Origin of the sequence: Streptomyces sp. NRRL F-4489 (assembly GCF_001509485.1) — a bacterium.
Lineage (GTDB): Bacteria > Actinomycetota > Actinomycetes > Streptomycetales > Streptomycetaceae > Streptomyces.
In genome coordinates this window covers 81,031-95,774 of sequence record NZ_LLZI01000068.1, presented here as the reverse complement: position 1 = coordinate 95,774, position 14,744 = coordinate 81,031, and the positions used below count along the sequence as shown (strand labels likewise).

Below are 14,744 nucleotides of genomic sequence, written 5' to 3'. Positions count from 1 at the left end.
GGCCGGGGCCGGGGGTGGGGGCGGGGTGGTGTGGGGAGGCGTGTGGCCGGGTCCGGGGTCGGGTTCGGTGTCGTTGGTGCGTGGGCCCCCGTCGCGTCATGAGGGTTCACGATAGGAGGAGGGGAGGGGCGGCAACACCGAGTTTTCGGCGGGCAGTTGGGGGTGGCGGGTGGGGGTGGTGGTTGATGGCGGGAGTCTGTGCAGGTGGTGTCGGCGGTGCCGGCACTACGTGGCTTCGGGGCGGATCTTCATCGGAGGGGGCCGGTTTCGCGGGCGGTCGCGGAAGGAGCAGCGCGGGCCTTCACAGCTAAGCTACTGCTAGGTAACATGAGGGCATGACCTCCGAGACCCTGCCGTCGATCGGCGAAATGATGGCGGCATCCGTGCCGATGGTCCGCACGCTGAACCTCGAGTTCACCGAGACCACGGCCGAGCGCGCCGTGGTCCGCATGCCCGACCAGCCCGACTTCCACAACCACGTCGGCGGCCCGCACGCCGGCGCGATGTTCACGCTCGCGGAGTCGGCGAGCGGTGCGATCGTGATGACCGCCTTCGGCGATCAGCTCGGTCGCGCGGTCCCGCTGGCGGTGGGCGCGGAGATCGGCTACAAGAAGCTCGCCATGGGCGGGGTCACCGCCATCGCCGAGCTGGGCCGCCCGATATCCGACGTGATCGCCGAGCTGGACGCCGGCGAGCGCCCGGAGTTCCCGGTGAACGTCAAGATCACGCGCGACAGCGACGGCGCGGTCACGGGTGAGATGACGATCGTGTGGACGCTGCGCCCGAACGACGCCAAGGGCGGGGGCAAGGGGAAAGCCGAGTAGGCGTGGGAATACGGGGCTGATCGGCGTCCGCGGGTGGGTGCGGAGCTGGTGAGAGGGGGCCGGTGAGGGGAAACCGGCTGAGGCGCGGCGTCGCGAGATGGTGCGTGACGTAGAGGACGCAGATGTGCCTGCCCGCGTAGGGGAATCGCGGTCCGTGGCGCCCGATCGAGTACGCTTCCCGGGCGTGCCGCTATGGCGCGCCAGGGAACGACCGATCGGTGCGTGCGGCACCGGGCAGCGGCCCACGGGGGCCTTACATCAGCGGAGGAAGCGGCCTTGCACATCCAGGAATGGCTGGCGACGGTACCCGCCGTGAGCGTTTACCTCCTCGTGGGGTTGGTCATCGGACTGGAGAGCCTCGGCATTCCGCTCCCCGGTGAGATCGTGCTGGTCAGCGCGTCGATCCTGGCCGCGACGCAGGATCACATCAACCCCTACGTGCTCGGCGCCTGCGCCTCCGCCGGCGCGATCATCGGCGACTCCATCGGCTACCTGATCGGACGCAAGGGCGGTAGGCCGCTGCTGGCCTGGGCCGGCCGGAAGTTCCCCAAGCACTTCGGTCCCGATCATGTGGCCATGGCCGAGGCGAAGTTCGACAAGTGGGGGATGTGGGCGGTCTTCTTCGGCCGGTTCATCGCGCTGCTGCGGATCTTCGCCGGTCCGCTCGCCGGTGTGCTGAAGATGCCGTACTGGAAGTTCCTGATCGCCAACGTCCTCGGCGGGATCATCTGGGCCGGCGGTACGACCGCGCTGATCTACACCCTCGGAGTGGTCGCCGAGTCCTGGCTCAAGCGCTTCTCGTGGCTGGGCCTGGTCGCCGCGGTGCTCTTCGGCATCGGGTCGTTCCTGGTCATGAAGAACCGGGCGAAGAAGGCCGCCGCGGCGCGCGAGGCGGCTCAGGCGGACGCGGACGCGGAGGCCGGGTCCCCGGTCGCCGCGACGCTCACGAAGGACTGATGACCGGCCCGGCCGAACCAGCCGGGCGTCACAGGCGAACCACCGGCGATTCGCTGGAGAAGGCCGGCCGACGGCGATGTCGGCCGGCCTTTCGGCTGTGCGGGGACCGCCGGCCAGGTCGCGTTCGGCAGCCGTCCGCCCGCCCGGTCCGCGTCCGCCGCTCCCGGCGGCTCCCGCCCGGGCCCGTTCGCCCCTACGGCATCAACCACGTGTCCGGGCCGCCGGCGCGCCACTCGATGACGCCGCTGTCGTCCCAGACGAAGCGGGAGGTGGTGAAACCGGCCCGGCGGAGGATCGCGGCCACGTCGCCGGGGCGCAGCGCGCGGCCCAGGTCATGGCCGTGGAGCGTGACGCGGCGGCCGCCGGTGGACGGCGGGTGCACGATGACGGGGGCACGCTTCATGCGTTCCAGGATGCGCCGGAAGGGGGCGGTCCGCATCCGGAGTGCGAGTGTCGCGTCACTGGTAGTGCCGAAGGACCCGAGGTGCCGAAGGGGCCGACCCGGGGGCCCTGCGGACCTGAGACCCTCGTGTCCGGCCCACGGCCCCTACCAGCCCCCGCCGCCCCGAGGCCCCGCCGCCCTCACCGACCGGCGGTCCAGCCAGCCCCATCACCTCAACGCCCCACCCCCACCCCTCAACGCCCCATCCGCGCCCGCGAGAAGAACCCCCGATGGCCGCCACCGGACCTCGGCCGGTGCCACCAGCGGGTTTCGGCGGCGCCGGGTACGGCGGACGGGGCGCCGGTGCGGACGCCGCGGCGCAGGCCGGCCAGCATGGTGCGGGCGCCCGCGATGAAGAGCGGGTCGCCGATCAGCTTCTTGGCGACCAGGGCCGTGCGGCAGGCGCGGAGGGCGGCGGCCGGGTCGCCGTGGGCGCGTTCGATGAGGGCGCGGGCGTAGAGGATCGTCGAATGCAGCCAGAAGTCGCCGTCGGAGTGGCGGGAATCCCAGGCGCGGCGGGCCGCGGCCCGGGCGCGGGCGGCGTCGAGCGGGGCCAGGGCGATGGCGAGCAGCGCCCAGCTGTGCGCGGGACCCGGGCCGAACCACGGGTCGCGGGAGGAGTGCCGGACGGCCTCCTCCAGGCAGGTGACGGCGGCCGTGGCGTCCTCGCGGTAGAGGGCGAGGACCGCGTGGGCGTGCGCGATACGGGCCAGGCCGTCGGCGTCCGCGTGCATCACGGCGGACGCCCATGCCCGGTCGAGGAGGGGTTCCGCGGCGGCGGGGGCGTTCTCCTGGGCGGCGAGGTAGCCGGCCAGCCACAGGGCGCGGGCGCGTACGGCGGTGTCCTCGGGGGAGCGCGGCAGCAGCCGGTCCAGGTGGGCGCGGCCCTCGCGCCGGTAGCCGCAGGCCGCCCACTGGAACCACAGCGACACCGCGATCTCCAGGGCGCTCTGCGCGTCATCGGCGTCCAAGGGGGGCCGGGTGAGCGCCGCGTCCAGATGGTGCTGTTCGTCCTCGACGAGCCGGACCGCGAGCTGCTGGCCGGCGCCCTGCCAGGTGATCTGCGCCTCGGCGGCGAGGGCCGCGCACGCCTGCCGGAAGCGGCGCAGCGCGCCCGCCTCGTCGCCGGCCTCGCGCAGCCGCGCACGGCCGAAGTCCCGGGCGGCGCGCGGAAGCCGGTAGCGGGGCGGCAGTTCGGGACCGGGGCCGGGTGCGGGGTCCCGTACGCGTTCGAGGACGGAGGCGGTGCGGAGGCGTTCCAGGGCGGCGCCGACGGCGGCTGCAGGAACGTCACTGCTGGCGCAGACGCACTCCGCCAGCCACGGGTCGAAGTCGCCGGGCAGGACCGACAGGCGGGCCCAGACCCGGCGGTCGAGCGGGGAGCAGAGGGCGTAGCCGGCGGCGTGCGCGGCGTGGAGTGAGGTGTGGCGGGCGGTGCGGGAGGGGCCGGTGCAGTGCAGCGGGCCCTCCGCGTCCAGATGGGCGGCGAGTGCGGCCAGCGGCATCCGGTCCAGCTGGTGGGCGGCCAGCCCGATGGCGAGCGGGCAGCCCTCCAGCGCCCGGCAGACCGCGACGAGGAGTTCCGGGGCGGCGGGTCCGGTGCGCGCCGCGAGGAGTTCGACGGCCGGTCCCGCGACGCCCTCGCCGAGCGTCACCGCCAGCGGGGCGAGCCGGACGACCCGTTCCGTGGCCAGGCCGAGGGGGCGGCGGGCGGTCGCCACGATCCGCAGGGCCGGCTCGGCCCGCAGCAGCCGCCGGACCAGCTGCGCGCACGGCTCCAGGAGGGGGTCGCAGTCGTCGAGCAGAATGACCAGGCGGCGGGCGCGGCAGTGTGCGGCGAGGGCGGTGAGCGGCGTCTCGGGCGGCAGGCCGGCGGCGGCGCGCAGCGCGCCGGCCGGCTCCGCCGCGGTCAGCCCGTCCCAGCAGGGGATCCGGAGGACGGCGTCCGGGCCGGGACGGCGCTCCTCCAGGACGGCGCGGGCCAGCAGGCTCTTGCCCACCCCGGCCGGCCCGGTGAGCGTGACCGGCGCGGCCCGGTCCAGCAGTCCGGCCACCAGCTCGTGCTCGGCCGCCCGCCCCACTACGCCGGGCAGCGGCCCGTGATCGGCCCACGCGGTCATCGGTCATCCCCCACCGCGGCACAGCGCCGCGCACTTGCCTACGAGCGACCCACGATGCCAGAACCGACCGCCGGGTACACAGGCGAGGGCGTTCACCGTTAGGGGGAAACGTGTGCGGGCCGCTTGACGCGGGCGTTCGCCCTGGTGCCGAAGCCGTTCGTCCTGGTGTGGAAACAGAAAGATAAACCCCAGGTCACGAAGGGCGGGGCGGCGTCGGGCCGCGGAACGGCCGCTCCTATCGTGGTGCCTTTCGACCGGCTTCGCGGCGGAAGCGTGGTGCCCCGGCCGGCCCCAAGTGCCTTGAGGAGAACGTCCCGATGAAGTCCCTGCGCGTCCGAGCTGCGGTGAGTGTGGTGGCCCTGGGGCTGCTGGCCGGTTGCGGCGGACCGGGGCAGGACGCCGTCGACGCCTCGGACGTGCCGCGGCTGAGCGCGCGGGCCGCCGACGCCCTCAACGGCCGGCCGCGCACGGTGCCGCCGCAGGGCCCGCGTTCGGAGTTCACCACGTACCGCACGACCGGCGACGACGGGACCCGGGTGGTGCGCACCCGGTGGCACGGCCGCGCGTCCGGCTACACCGGCGACATCTGGGCCTGGGTGCCGCCGCAGTACGACCAGCCCCGGTACGCGCACAGCGGCTTCCCGGTGCTGATCGCGCTGCCCGGCGCCTGGGGGTACCCGTCCAACTACTGGGCGGACGCGCCGTTCGCACTGGAGGAGCGGCTCGCGGAGTGGTCGAAGGAGGGCAAGACACTGCCGTTCATCCTGGTCATGCCGGTGCTCAACCCGCGCAAGACGTACTACGACGGCAGCGACATCCCCGGGCAGCCGAAGATGGGCAGCTGGCTGACGCGGGACGTGCCGGACTTCGCCCGGGCCAACTTCCGTACGTACGCGACGCGGGACGGCTGGGCGTTCATGGGGTCCTCCTCGGGCGGGTTCGCGGCGCTGAAGGCGGTGCTCAAGGAGCCGCGGCGGTTCAAGGCGGCGATCGTCAACGGGCCGGACACCGCGCCCGATTCGCCGCTGTGGAACGGGCACCCGGCCGAGAAGCTGGCCAACGACCCGCGGCATCTGGCGCGGCAGCTGGCCGCGCGCGGCGGGCCGCAGGTCTATCTGGCCTTCGAGCTCGGCAGCAAGGAGGACGCGGTGCCCGATGTGAAGCGGTTCATCAGCGGCTGGACCGGCGGGGCCCGCGGACCGGTCCACTCCACGCTCTTCGAGATACCGGACGGTGTGCACAGCGGGCACACCTACATCAAGAAGATGGCCGATTCGCTGCACTGGATCAGCGAGCAGATGCAGGGGCCGGTGGCGGCGCCGACGGTCTGACGCCGCGTCAAGGTCGGCTTGGCGTACGGCGGTACGGGCCGGTGCGGGTGCGCGGGGTCGCGGACGCCGCCGGCTCGTACCGCTGACCTGCGTGGAAGCCGTCCGGTCGGCGCCGGCGCCGGCGCTCCGTTCACATTGCGTTCGCTACCGGGTGGGCGGGGCGTCAGCGGGTCGTCAGGAAGCGGCCGGGAGGGTTGCGCCCCGGGGCGGTGCCAGGGGCCAATGGGCCCAAAGGGGGAGCGTGTTGAATCTCCGTCAGGTGCCAGAACGTTACAGATCGCTGTTGGACTTCCGTCGATGGCGTGATGCTAAGATCATCGCACTTGCCAACCGGGTAGTCACCTGCTATGGCAAAAAGGAATTCCGCGCATTGACCTGAGAAAAACGCCACCCCGGGGAGAGCTATGCCATTATCCGGGCCTTATGAGGCTTTCTGGCAGGCGACCGTGCGCGGCCGTTCGTCTATTGCCTGGGGCCGCGCGTGAACATCCGTACGGCAGCCGGGCATACGGCACCTGGTGGCTTCGTCGTCCGAAGAGAGACCTATGACGCAATACTTCCAGGATCCAGCGCTGTGGGCTTTGGTCGCTGGTACACCTGTCGCCGCTACCGCGATCGTTCGCAGCCGGAAAAAAATCTCGGAGCTGAGAAAAGAAAAGCTTGAGCTGAAACAGCACTACGCCACGCTCGAAGAGCACTACGCGGAGGCCGTGGAGGAGGCCAAGGACCGCGCCGAAGAGGCCACCAAGAACACTCTGAAGACCGCCATGCGCACCCTTCAGGGTCTGGCGAGCGAGCAGCAGCTGGCGATCTCCAAACTCCAGGAGGCGTACGGCGAGCACAAAATCCTGCAAGATCTGCTCGATATCGACCATATGAACTCGCAGTTCGCGCGGCGGGCCCAGTCCATCGCCGTGCTCTGCGACGGCTGGCTCGGCCGGCGCCGGCACGACGCGTCGCTCTACGATGTGGTCCGCAGCGCCAAGGGCCGTATCCGCCACTTCACTCGCGTCGAGATCCGATCGCAGAGTAATTTCGCCATCGTGAGCCGTGCCGTCGAACCGGTCGCGCTGGTCCTGGCGGAACTCCTGGACAACGCCACCAGCTATTCCGCACCGGACACGGTCATCGAGATCAATATCCGATCGGTGCCCAAGGGCGTCTGCATCATCGTCGACGACGCCGGTGTCGGCATGAACGAGGAGGAGAAGGCGCGGGCCGCCGAGCTGCTTTCCGGCGGCAATTCGGCCAGTGTCTCCAGCCTCGGCAACCCGCCCCAGTTCGGATTCACCGTCATCGGTGTGCTCGCCGCCCGCTACGGCTTCACGGTGTCGGTCGACTCCACCTCGCCGTACGGCGGTGTGCGCGCGGTCGTCCTGCTCCCCGACGAGCTGCTCACGTCCCTGCACCAGCCCGAGGAGGGTCCCGCCGTGGCTGCTTCCACCCCGCTGCCGCCCGAGAACCCTCCTGGTCAGCAGGGGAGTGAGACCGCGGGGCGGCACCGGGCGCCGGCTCCGCCGGCCGCCGGCGGACCGGGCGCCGGCCGTCCGGCGGTGACCGAGACGACCTCCGGCGGACTGCCGAAGCGGCGCCGCCGCGGCGCGATATCGATCGTGCCGCCGGCGGCCGAGCCCACCCCCACCACCCCGGCTCGGGACAGCGCCCGGACCGCGTCCGTCATGGGCGCTTTCCAGCGCGGTACGCAATCGGGCCGTCGTTCCACCCAAGCAAGCAGTGAAGGGCATGAGGTTCCGTGAACTACGATCTGTCGTGGATGCTTGACAGTGCTCTGGAATTGCCTGAAGCGCAGCATGCCATTCTCGTCTCCGCCGACGGGCTGCTCATGGCCCGCTCGAAGGAAGTCGGCCGGGACCATGCCGATACCGTCGCCGCCGCGATGAGCGGAATGCAGTCGCTGAGCCGCACCGTCGCCGATTTCTGCAATGCGACCGGACCCCAGATGCGCCCGCAGTGGCGGCAGACGCTGGTGGAATTCGACCACGGCTGGGTATTCCTGATCTCGGCCGGGGAGGGCGCCTATCTCGCGGTGTCGGCCTCGCCCGATGTCGACATGGCGGAGATCACCTTCCGTATGCAGCAGCTGGTCGGGCAGCTCGGCAAGGCGCTGACCAGTCCACCGCGTGAGAGGGCCGATGTCCAACCATGACGACCGATGACGAGCCGGAGCTGGTACACGAGGCAGCGGAATTAGTACGGCCGTACGTCATCACCAACGGCCGGGACCTTGTCGAGGACAGCGCTTTCTCGCTGCTGACACTGGTCACCGTCGCTCAGGACCCGCCCCGGACCATGCCGCTCGACCCGGAGAAGCTCCGTCTGCTGGAACTGTGCTCCGGAGGCTTTCTGTCGATCGCCGAGATAGCCGGGCACACCGGTCTGCCGGTGGGCGTCGTCAAAATTCTGGTGTTCGATCTCACGGAGGAGGGCCATCTTTATGTGCGCGCGCCCATCCCCAGCGCTCAGCATGTCGACCGGCAAATCCTCGAGGAGGTGCTGAATGGGCTCCAGGCTCGCTTTGGATGACGGCGTGTACCTGCGGAATTCCGTGCAGACCGCGGCGAAGATCCTGGTCGTCGGGCACTTCGCCGTCGGCAAGACCACGTTCATCGGAACGATGTCGGAAATTCCCCCGCTGCGTACCGAAGAGGTAATGACGCAGGCGAGCGCGGGAATTGACGACCTCCGGGCGGTACCGGGGAAGACCACCACCACGGTCGCCATGGACTTCGGCCGGCTCACCCTCAGCGAGCGGCTGGTGCTCTATCTCTTCGGAACTCCCGGGCAGCAGCGCTTCGTTCAGGTGTGGGAGGACATGACGCGCGGGGCGCTCGGGGCGCTGATCCTGGTCGACCCGCAGCGCCTGGAGGAGTCCTTCCCGGTCATGGACCTCGTGGAGCACTACGGCATCCCCTACGCGATCGCCGTGAACCGCTTCGACGGGACCCCGGAGCACTCGCTCGACGAGATCCGGGAGGCGCTCGATCTGCTCCCGGAGACCCCGGTCGTCAATTGCGACGCACGCGACCAGAAGTCCTCGGCGGATTCCCTGATCACTCTGGTCCGCTATCTCCAGTCCCGCCTCAACTAGGAGTTGATCCATGCAATCCTCTTCGGAATTCCAGACTCCGCCGCCAGGTTGCCCGGCACATGCCGATGGCAACCGTGAGTCCCTGCACGGCCCGGAATTCGCCACCGCCCCGCACGCCGTCTACGAGCGGCTGCGGAAGTACGGCCCGACCGCACCGGTCGAACTCGCCCCCGGCGTCGAGGCGGAGCTCGTCACGGACTACGCCACCGCGCTGCAGATCCTGCAGAATCCGGACACGTTCGCGCGCGATCCGCGCCGTTGGCGGGCGCTCAACGAGGGCCGGGTGCCGCTGGACAGCCCGGTGCTGCCGATGATGATGTACCGCCCGAACACCATGTTCTCGGACGGGGCGACGCATCTGCGGCTCCGCCAGGTCGTCACCGACAGCCTGGCCAAGGTCGACATGCACCGGGTCAGCCGGCACGTCGACCGCGTCGCCGCGTACCTCATCGACCAGTTCAGCATCCGCGGCAAGGCCGACCTGATCAGCGACTTCGCGCAGGTCCTGCCGCTGCTGGTGTTCAACGACCTGTTCGGCTGCCCCCCGGAGCTCGGCGACCGGCTGATCGTCGCCATCTCCAGCCTGTTCGACGGCATCGACGTGGAGCGGGCCAACGAGGAGATGGCCGGCGCGCTGTTCGAACTGGTCGCGCTCAAGCGGCGGCAGCCCGGTGACGACATGACGACCTGGATGATGCAGCATCCGGCCGGGCTGACCGACGAGGAGATGGTCCATCAGCTCGCGCTCCTCATAGGCGCCGGTACGGAACCGGTGCAGAACGTCATCGCCAGCGCGCTGCGGCTGCTGCTCTCCGAGGAGCACATCGCCGGCGGGCAGCACGGTGCCGGCGTCCTGGTCGAGGACGCGATCAACGAGGTGCTGTGGAACAGCCCGCCGATCGCCAACTACGCCACCCACTACCCCGTCCGGGATGTGGACGTCCACGGGTGCACCCTGCCGGCGGGCTCCCCGGTGCTGATCAGTTTCGCCGCGGCCAACGCCGATCCGAGCCTGTCCGCCAGCCGGCAGACGTTCAGCAAGCGCGCCCACCTCGCCTGGGGCGCCGGACCGCACGCCTGCCCGGCCAAGGACCCGGCGCTGCTGATCTCGGTACGGGCGATCGAGAAGCTGCTCAACACCCTGCCCGACATCGAGCTGGGGGTGCCGGCGGATTCCCTGACCTGGCGGCCGGGACCGTTCCACCGGGCGCTCAACGCGCTCCCCGCCCGGTTCACCCCGGTCCGTACCGAACGGCGGTCGGCCGGCCCGCTCCCGCCGCAGCAGGCGGCCGAGGCCGCGCCCGGCCCCGACGAGGGCAAGCGGAGGCGGGGCGGCTGGTGGAGCGGATTCCTTAATTGGTGGAAGGTGTGATCTTTGCGACAGCGTAGACGCAATTTGCTCGCATGAACGTTCCCACGGAGGGGTATGCAGCGCTGGCGATTACTGTGTGATCTTCTGGAAAAGGAGTCGCCCGTGGAGCCCGCCCTGGCTGCCGCACCTGTCGACCGGCGCAGCGTCGTCGCACTTTTCTCCCGACTGCGCTCGACCCGAGGCCAGTCCAATCCATTGCCGTTCTACACGAAACTCCGTGCAATGGGAGAAGTCGTCCCGGCACCCTGGGGCGGACATCTCGCGACGTCCTACCAGCTCTGCCACCAGGTGCTGCGCAGCCGGGACTGGCGGGTGCCGGACAGCGCCTGGCGGGCCGCCCAGCCCGACGCGGCCCGCTGGCACCGGCCGGCATCACGCCAGATGGGCGCCACGATGCCGATGCTCAACCCGCCCCACCACACCCAGGTGCGGCGGCCGCTGGGCAACGTCTTCGACCGCACCGCGCTGGAAGAAATGCGGCATTCCATAGAGCGGAATACCGAGCGGCTGCTCGACACCTTCACCGAAAGACTCCACGACGGTACGGCGGACTTCTGCGCCCTGGTCGGCGACGAACTCCCCGTCATCACCATCGGTGAATGGCTCGGACTGCCTCCGGCGGATTTCCCGCTGCTCCGCACTCTCACCCACGACCAGGTCCACACCCAGGAATTGTTCCCCTCGCCGAGCCAGCTCGACATATCCGACGCGGCCACCGCCCGTTTGCGTTCGTACTTCACCGATCTGATACGGGAACGCCGAAAATCGCCGGGGGACGACCCGGTGTCCGGCTGGCTGGCGATGTGGGACGGCTTCGAGGCCGACCGGGACGCCGCCGACGAGGCCGTCCACGCCCTGGCGATGTTCATGGTCCTGGCGGCCCTGGAAACCACCTCGCACCTGCTGACCACCATGGTCTGGCTCCTCCTGGAGCACCCCCGCCAGCTGGACTGGCTGCGCCTGCACCCCGAGCACATCCCCGGCGCGCTCGACGAGACCCTGCGCTACGACGCCCCGATCCACATGATCAGCCGGATCGCCCCGGAGGACACCGACCTCGCCGGCGTCCCCGTCCGCAAGGGCGAGATGGTGCAGCTCATGGTGGGAGCCGCGCACCACGACCCGGCGCAGTACACCGACCCCGAGGTCTTCGACATCCGCCGCAAGGCCCCGCACCTCAGCTTCGGCGGCGGTATCCACTACTGCCTCGGCAACGCGCTCGCCCGGATGGAAGCGACCTGCGTCCTCACCTCGCTGCTGCGGCGGCTGCCCGGCCAGCGGCTGCGGGTCGCCGGCCCGCCCGTCTGGGCGCCGCGGGTGGCCTTCCGGCGGCTCGGCGAACTCCCCGTCGCCCGTGCCTGACGGGAGCCCCGTCCCCCCGGCACACCGGCTCTACGACCCAAGGAACACCATGACGCACGACTTCAAGACCCTGCTCGTCGCCCAGGACGGCCCCGTCCTGCGCGTACAGCTCAACGTCCCCGAGACCGGCAACGCGATCTCCGGCCCCGTCCTGGACGACCTCCTCACCGTCCTCGGGGCACTGGACGACGAGACCGGCATACGGGTACTGGTCCTCTCCGGCGCCGGCGACGACTTCTGCCTGGGCGGCGACCGCGCCGAATTCCCCGCCCTGCTCGACGAGGATCCGCGCGGGCTGGCGCTGCGCGCCCTGGGCAACAAGGCCCGCCGGGTGTGCGACGCGCTCGCCACCACCGACGTGGTGACCATCGCCCGGCTGCACGGCGGCGTGATCGGGGCCGGGGTGGGCCTGGCGCTCTTCTGCGATCTGCGGGCCGGCGCCGACACCTGCCGCTTCCGGCTGCCGGAGCTCGGCCTCGGCGTACCGCCCGCCTGGGGCGGCATCATGCCCCGCCTGCTGCACGAGATCGGCGCCGCCAAGGTCCGCGAACTGATCCTGACCGCCGACACCTTCGACGCCGCGACCGCGCGGGAGCTGTCCCTCCTCCACAAGGCCGTCCCCGAGGACGAGCTGGACGCGGTGATCGCGCGGTGGACCAAGCCGCTGGTCCGGCGGTCGCCGTCGGCGCTGCGCACCGCGAAGCTGATGATCAACGCGTACGGCGGCGCCAACCGGCTCGCGGACGCCTCGCTCTTCGACGCGGAGCTGCTGTCGTCGGCGCTCAGCGTGGACCGCTACGCCCGGCGGGGCTGAACCCGTACGGAACGGGGACGATCCCGGGCGTAACGGGGATCGGTCCCGTACGCAACAGGGGACGATCCCTTGCGTAACGGGGGACGCGGAACCGCCGGTGCGGCCCTGACCAGGCCGCACCACCGTGCCCCGCGCCATCGGGCCCGCGCCGCCGGGCCCGCGATGCCGCCGCGTGATCAGTCCGCGGTGTCCGCGGTGTCCGCACCGTCCGTGCCGTCCGGGACCGACGTCCGGTGGCGGGCGGCCAGTTCCCGATACATCGCCGCGTTCAGCTTGATGGACTCCCGCTCCTCCGGGGTCAGTTCGCGCTTGACCCGGGCCGGGACGCCGGCGACCAGGGAGCCCGGCGGCACCCGCATCCCCTGCGGCACCAGCGCCTGCGCCGCGATCAGCGAACCCGCCCCGATGTGCGCGCCGTTGAGGACCGTGGCACCCATGCCGACCAGGACGTCGTCCTCCACCGTGCAGCCGTGCAGTACGGCGTTGTGGCCGACCGAGACCCGCTCGCCGACCGTCACCGGGAAGCCCGGGTCCACGTGCACCGTGCAGTTGTCCTGGATGTTGCTGTCCGCGCCCAGGGCGATCGGGCCGCAGTCACCGCGCAGCACCGCGTGGTACCAGACGCTCGCGCCGGCGGCCAGGGTCACGTCGCCGACGACGACGGAGGTCGGAGCGGTGTACGCCCCGGGGTCGATCCGGGGCCGGTCCTCGCCCACCGCGGAAATCACTGGCCGTGCTGTCATCTGCGCTTCTCCTCGCCGGTCTCGTGCCGCGCCAGCAGCACCGTAGACGACCCGGGCCGGGGACGGCGGGGCCGGGCGGGGGTGGGGCGAAGATCACAGGCCGGCGCGCGGCCGGGTGCCGGGCGGGCTGAGTACGGTGTCCGGGTGCCGATAAACCAGAACGTGTTCTCATCCCTGACGGCCTGGCGGCGCCGGGCGGTGTCCCGCGCCGTCCACCGCGGGGCGCGCTGGGTGCGGGAGAGCGCGGCCGTCACCGCCGAGCGCCCGGGCCCGTACCGCTTCCGCCGGATCGGCCACGGCACCCGGCTGGCGTTCCCGCAGGGCACGGTCTTCGGCGACCCGTGGATCGAGCTGGGCGACCACTGCATCATCGGCCAGGACGTGACGCTGACCGCGGGCATGATGCCCGATCTGGACCTCGGCCCGGACCCGATCCTGACGCTGGGCAACGGGGTGGTGCTGGGCCGCGGCAGCCATGTCATCGCCGACGTCCGGCTGACGATAGGGGACGACTGCTTCTTCGGGCCCGGGGTCTATGTGACCACCACCAACCACAGTTACGACGACCCGCGGACGCCGGTCGGGAAGCAGTGGCCGCGCACCGATCCGGTCGCCATCGGGCCGGGCGGCTGGGTCGGCACCGGGGCGGTCATCCTCCCCGGCGCGCGGCTGGGGCGGAACGTGGTGGTGGCGGCCGGGTCGGTGGTGCGGGGCGAGGTGCCCGACCACGCGGTGGTGGCCGGGGCGCCCGCCCGCGTCGTCCGCCGCTGGGAGCCGGACGCGGGCTGGCAGCCGCCGCTGCGGACGCCCGCGCCGGTGCCGATCCCGGACGGCGTCACCCCGGAGCAGCTGCTGGCGCTGGGGGAGTGGGAGAAGGCGGAGGCGGACGGGTAGTTGAGGGGCGGCCGGAAGCGGCCGTCCGGGTACGGCGGTTCGCGGCGCGGTGGCCCGCACGCGGCCGGGGCGCCGGGCGGCCGGGCGTCCATGGCGATGATCATTGATCCGGTCCGCGGGCCCCGGGACGGCTGCTAAGTTGCGGGTATGCCCGTGCCGATGGATGCCTTCGACGACGTCCGGCCCGCCACCGCGTGCCTGGACCTGCTGCCCGGCCCGGTGGCCGCCGCCCTCCGCGACTGGCGCGGCCCCGTGCCCGTGGACGAGATCCGCTACGTCGACACCGACCCGGCCATCGCGGACACCGAACTCCTCGTCGGCCACTACGGTCCCTGGCTGCTGGAGCAGTCGGCGAACTGCGTGGTGGTGGCCGGCAAGCGCGCCGGTGAGACCCATCTGGCCGCCTGCGTGGTCCTGTCCACCACCCGCGTCGACGTCAACGGCGTCGTCCGCCGCCATCTGGGCGCGCGCAAGGCGTCGTTCGCGCCGATGGACACCGCGGTCGGCGACAGCGGTATGGAGTACGGCGGCATCACCCCGATCGGCCTGCCCGCCGCCTGGCCGCTGCTGGTCGACGCCGCGGTCGCCGACGCCCCGTACCTGCTGATCGGCAGCGGCAGCCGCCGCGGCAAGCTGATCGTCCCCGGCAAGGCGCTGGCCGGCCTGCCCGGCGCGACCGTCCTGGAAGGGCTGGGCGTTCACGCCTGACGGGCGTTCCCGGCTGACGGAGGCGCTCCCGGCGGGCGGGGCCGTTTCCCGCCTGCCGGAGGGGTCTG

General features: G+C 71.6%; 15 protein-coding genes. 12 read left to right on the top strand and 3 right to left on the bottom strand.

Annotation, left to right across the window (positions count from 1 at the left end; genetic code table 11):
• Positions 1-335 precede the first annotated feature (335 nt).
• Both ADL22_RS08325 and ADL22_RS08320 read left to right on the top strand, forming a co-directional pair.
• A complete protein-coding gene (locus tag ADL22_RS08325; protein WP_066975286.1) occupies positions 336-824 on the top strand; it encodes a DUF4442 domain-containing protein in 489 nt (162 codons plus the stop codon).
• Between the two features lie 276 nt (positions 825-1,100).
• Positions 1,101-1,781, top strand: coding sequence for a DedA family protein (locus ADL22_RS08320; RefSeq protein ID WP_066975284.1), 681 nt, complete (start codon positions 1,101-1,103; stop codon positions 1,779-1,781).
• A gap of 193 nt (positions 1,782-1,974) precedes the next feature.
• Here the strand turns inward: ADL22_RS08320 and ADL22_RS08315 are convergent, their stop codons facing one another.
• On the bottom strand, positions 1,975-2,184 hold the full coding sequence (locus tag ADL22_RS08315; protein ID WP_066975302.1) for a hypothetical protein: 210 nt from the start codon (positions 2,182-2,184) through the stop codon (positions 1,975-1,977).
• Positions 2,185-2,417: 233 nt separating this feature from the next.
• A complete protein-coding gene (locus ADL22_RS08310) occupies positions 2,418-4,343 on the bottom strand; it encodes an ATP-binding protein (protein ID WP_066975282.1) in 1,926 nt (641 codons plus the stop codon).
• A gap of 317 nt (positions 4,344-4,660) precedes the next feature.
• Between ADL22_RS08310 and ADL22_RS08305 the strand changes: the two genes are divergently transcribed.
• The 8 genes from ADL22_RS08305 to ADL22_RS08270 all read left to right on the top strand — a co-directional run bounded on the left by ADL22_RS08305 (position 4,661) and on the right by ADL22_RS08270 (position 12,331).
• Complete coding sequence (locus tag ADL22_RS08305; protein ID WP_066975280.1) at positions 4,661-5,674, top strand: alpha/beta hydrolase; 1,014 nt, start codon at positions 4,661-4,663, stop codon at positions 5,672-5,674.
• 545 nt (positions 5,675-6,219) lie between these two features.
• Positions 6,220-7,431 carry a sensor histidine kinase gene (locus ADL22_RS08300; RefSeq protein WP_066975278.1) on the top strand — a complete coding sequence of 404 codons (1,212 nt, stop codon included), beginning with the start codon at positions 6,220-6,222 and terminating at the stop codon, positions 7,429-7,431.
• Complete coding sequence (locus ADL22_RS08295; protein ID WP_066975276.1) at positions 7,428-7,841, top strand: roadblock/LC7 domain-containing protein; 414 nt, start codon at positions 7,428-7,430, stop codon at positions 7,839-7,841. Before ADL22_RS08300 ends, ADL22_RS08295 begins: the two co-directional genes overlap by 4 nt.
• Positions 7,838-8,218 (top strand): DUF742 domain-containing protein, encoded by a 381-nt coding sequence (locus ADL22_RS08290; RefSeq protein ID WP_066975274.1) that lies wholly within the window; start codon positions 7,838-7,840, stop codon positions 8,216-8,218. The genes ADL22_RS08295 and ADL22_RS08290 overlap by 4 nt, the downstream gene beginning before the upstream one ends.
• A complete protein-coding gene (locus ADL22_RS08285) occupies positions 8,193-8,783 on the top strand; it encodes a GTP-binding protein (RefSeq protein ID WP_026248117.1) in 591 nt (196 codons plus the stop codon). Before ADL22_RS08290 ends, ADL22_RS08285 begins: the two co-directional genes overlap by 26 nt.
• Positions 8,784-8,793: 10 nt before the next feature.
• The gene (locus ADL22_RS08280; RefSeq protein WP_066975272.1) at positions 8,794-10,155 is read left to right on the top strand and encodes a cytochrome P450; all 1,362 of its coding nucleotides are present in this window, start codon (positions 8,794-8,796) and stop codon (positions 10,153-10,155) included.
• 222 nt (positions 10,156-10,377) lie between these two features.
• Positions 10,378-11,517 carry a cytochrome P450 gene (locus ADL22_RS08275; protein ID WP_234430591.1) on the top strand — a complete coding sequence of 380 codons (1,140 nt, stop codon included), beginning with the start codon at positions 10,378-10,380 and terminating at the stop codon, positions 11,515-11,517.
• 49 nt (positions 11,518-11,566) lie between these two features.
• Entirely contained in the window at positions 11,567-12,331 is a 765-nt protein-coding gene (locus ADL22_RS08270) for an enoyl-CoA hydratase/isomerase family protein (RefSeq protein WP_066975268.1), read from the top strand.
• Between the two features lie 176 nt (positions 12,332-12,507).
• On the opposite strand, the gene ADL22_RS08265 is transcribed toward ADL22_RS08270, so the two are convergent.
• Complete coding sequence (locus tag ADL22_RS08265) at positions 12,508-13,074, bottom strand: gamma carbonic anhydrase family protein (RefSeq protein ID WP_066975266.1); 567 nt, start codon at positions 13,072-13,074, stop codon at positions 12,508-12,510.
• A gap of 144 nt (positions 13,075-13,218) precedes the next feature.
• Here ADL22_RS08265 and ADL22_RS36625 point away from each other — a divergent pair, with 144 nt between their 5' ends.
• Together ADL22_RS36625 and ADL22_RS08255 are read left to right on the top strand one after the other, a co-directional pair.
• On the top strand, positions 13,219-13,968 hold the full coding sequence (locus tag ADL22_RS36625; protein WP_066975264.1) for an acyltransferase: 750 nt from the start codon (positions 13,219-13,221) through the stop codon (positions 13,966-13,968).
• 147 nt (positions 13,969-14,115) lie between these two features.
• A complete protein-coding gene (locus ADL22_RS08255; protein WP_066975261.1) occupies positions 14,116-14,676 on the top strand; it encodes a YbaK/EbsC family protein in 561 nt (186 codons plus the stop codon).
• The last annotated feature ends 68 nt before the right edge of the window (positions 14,677-14,744 follow it).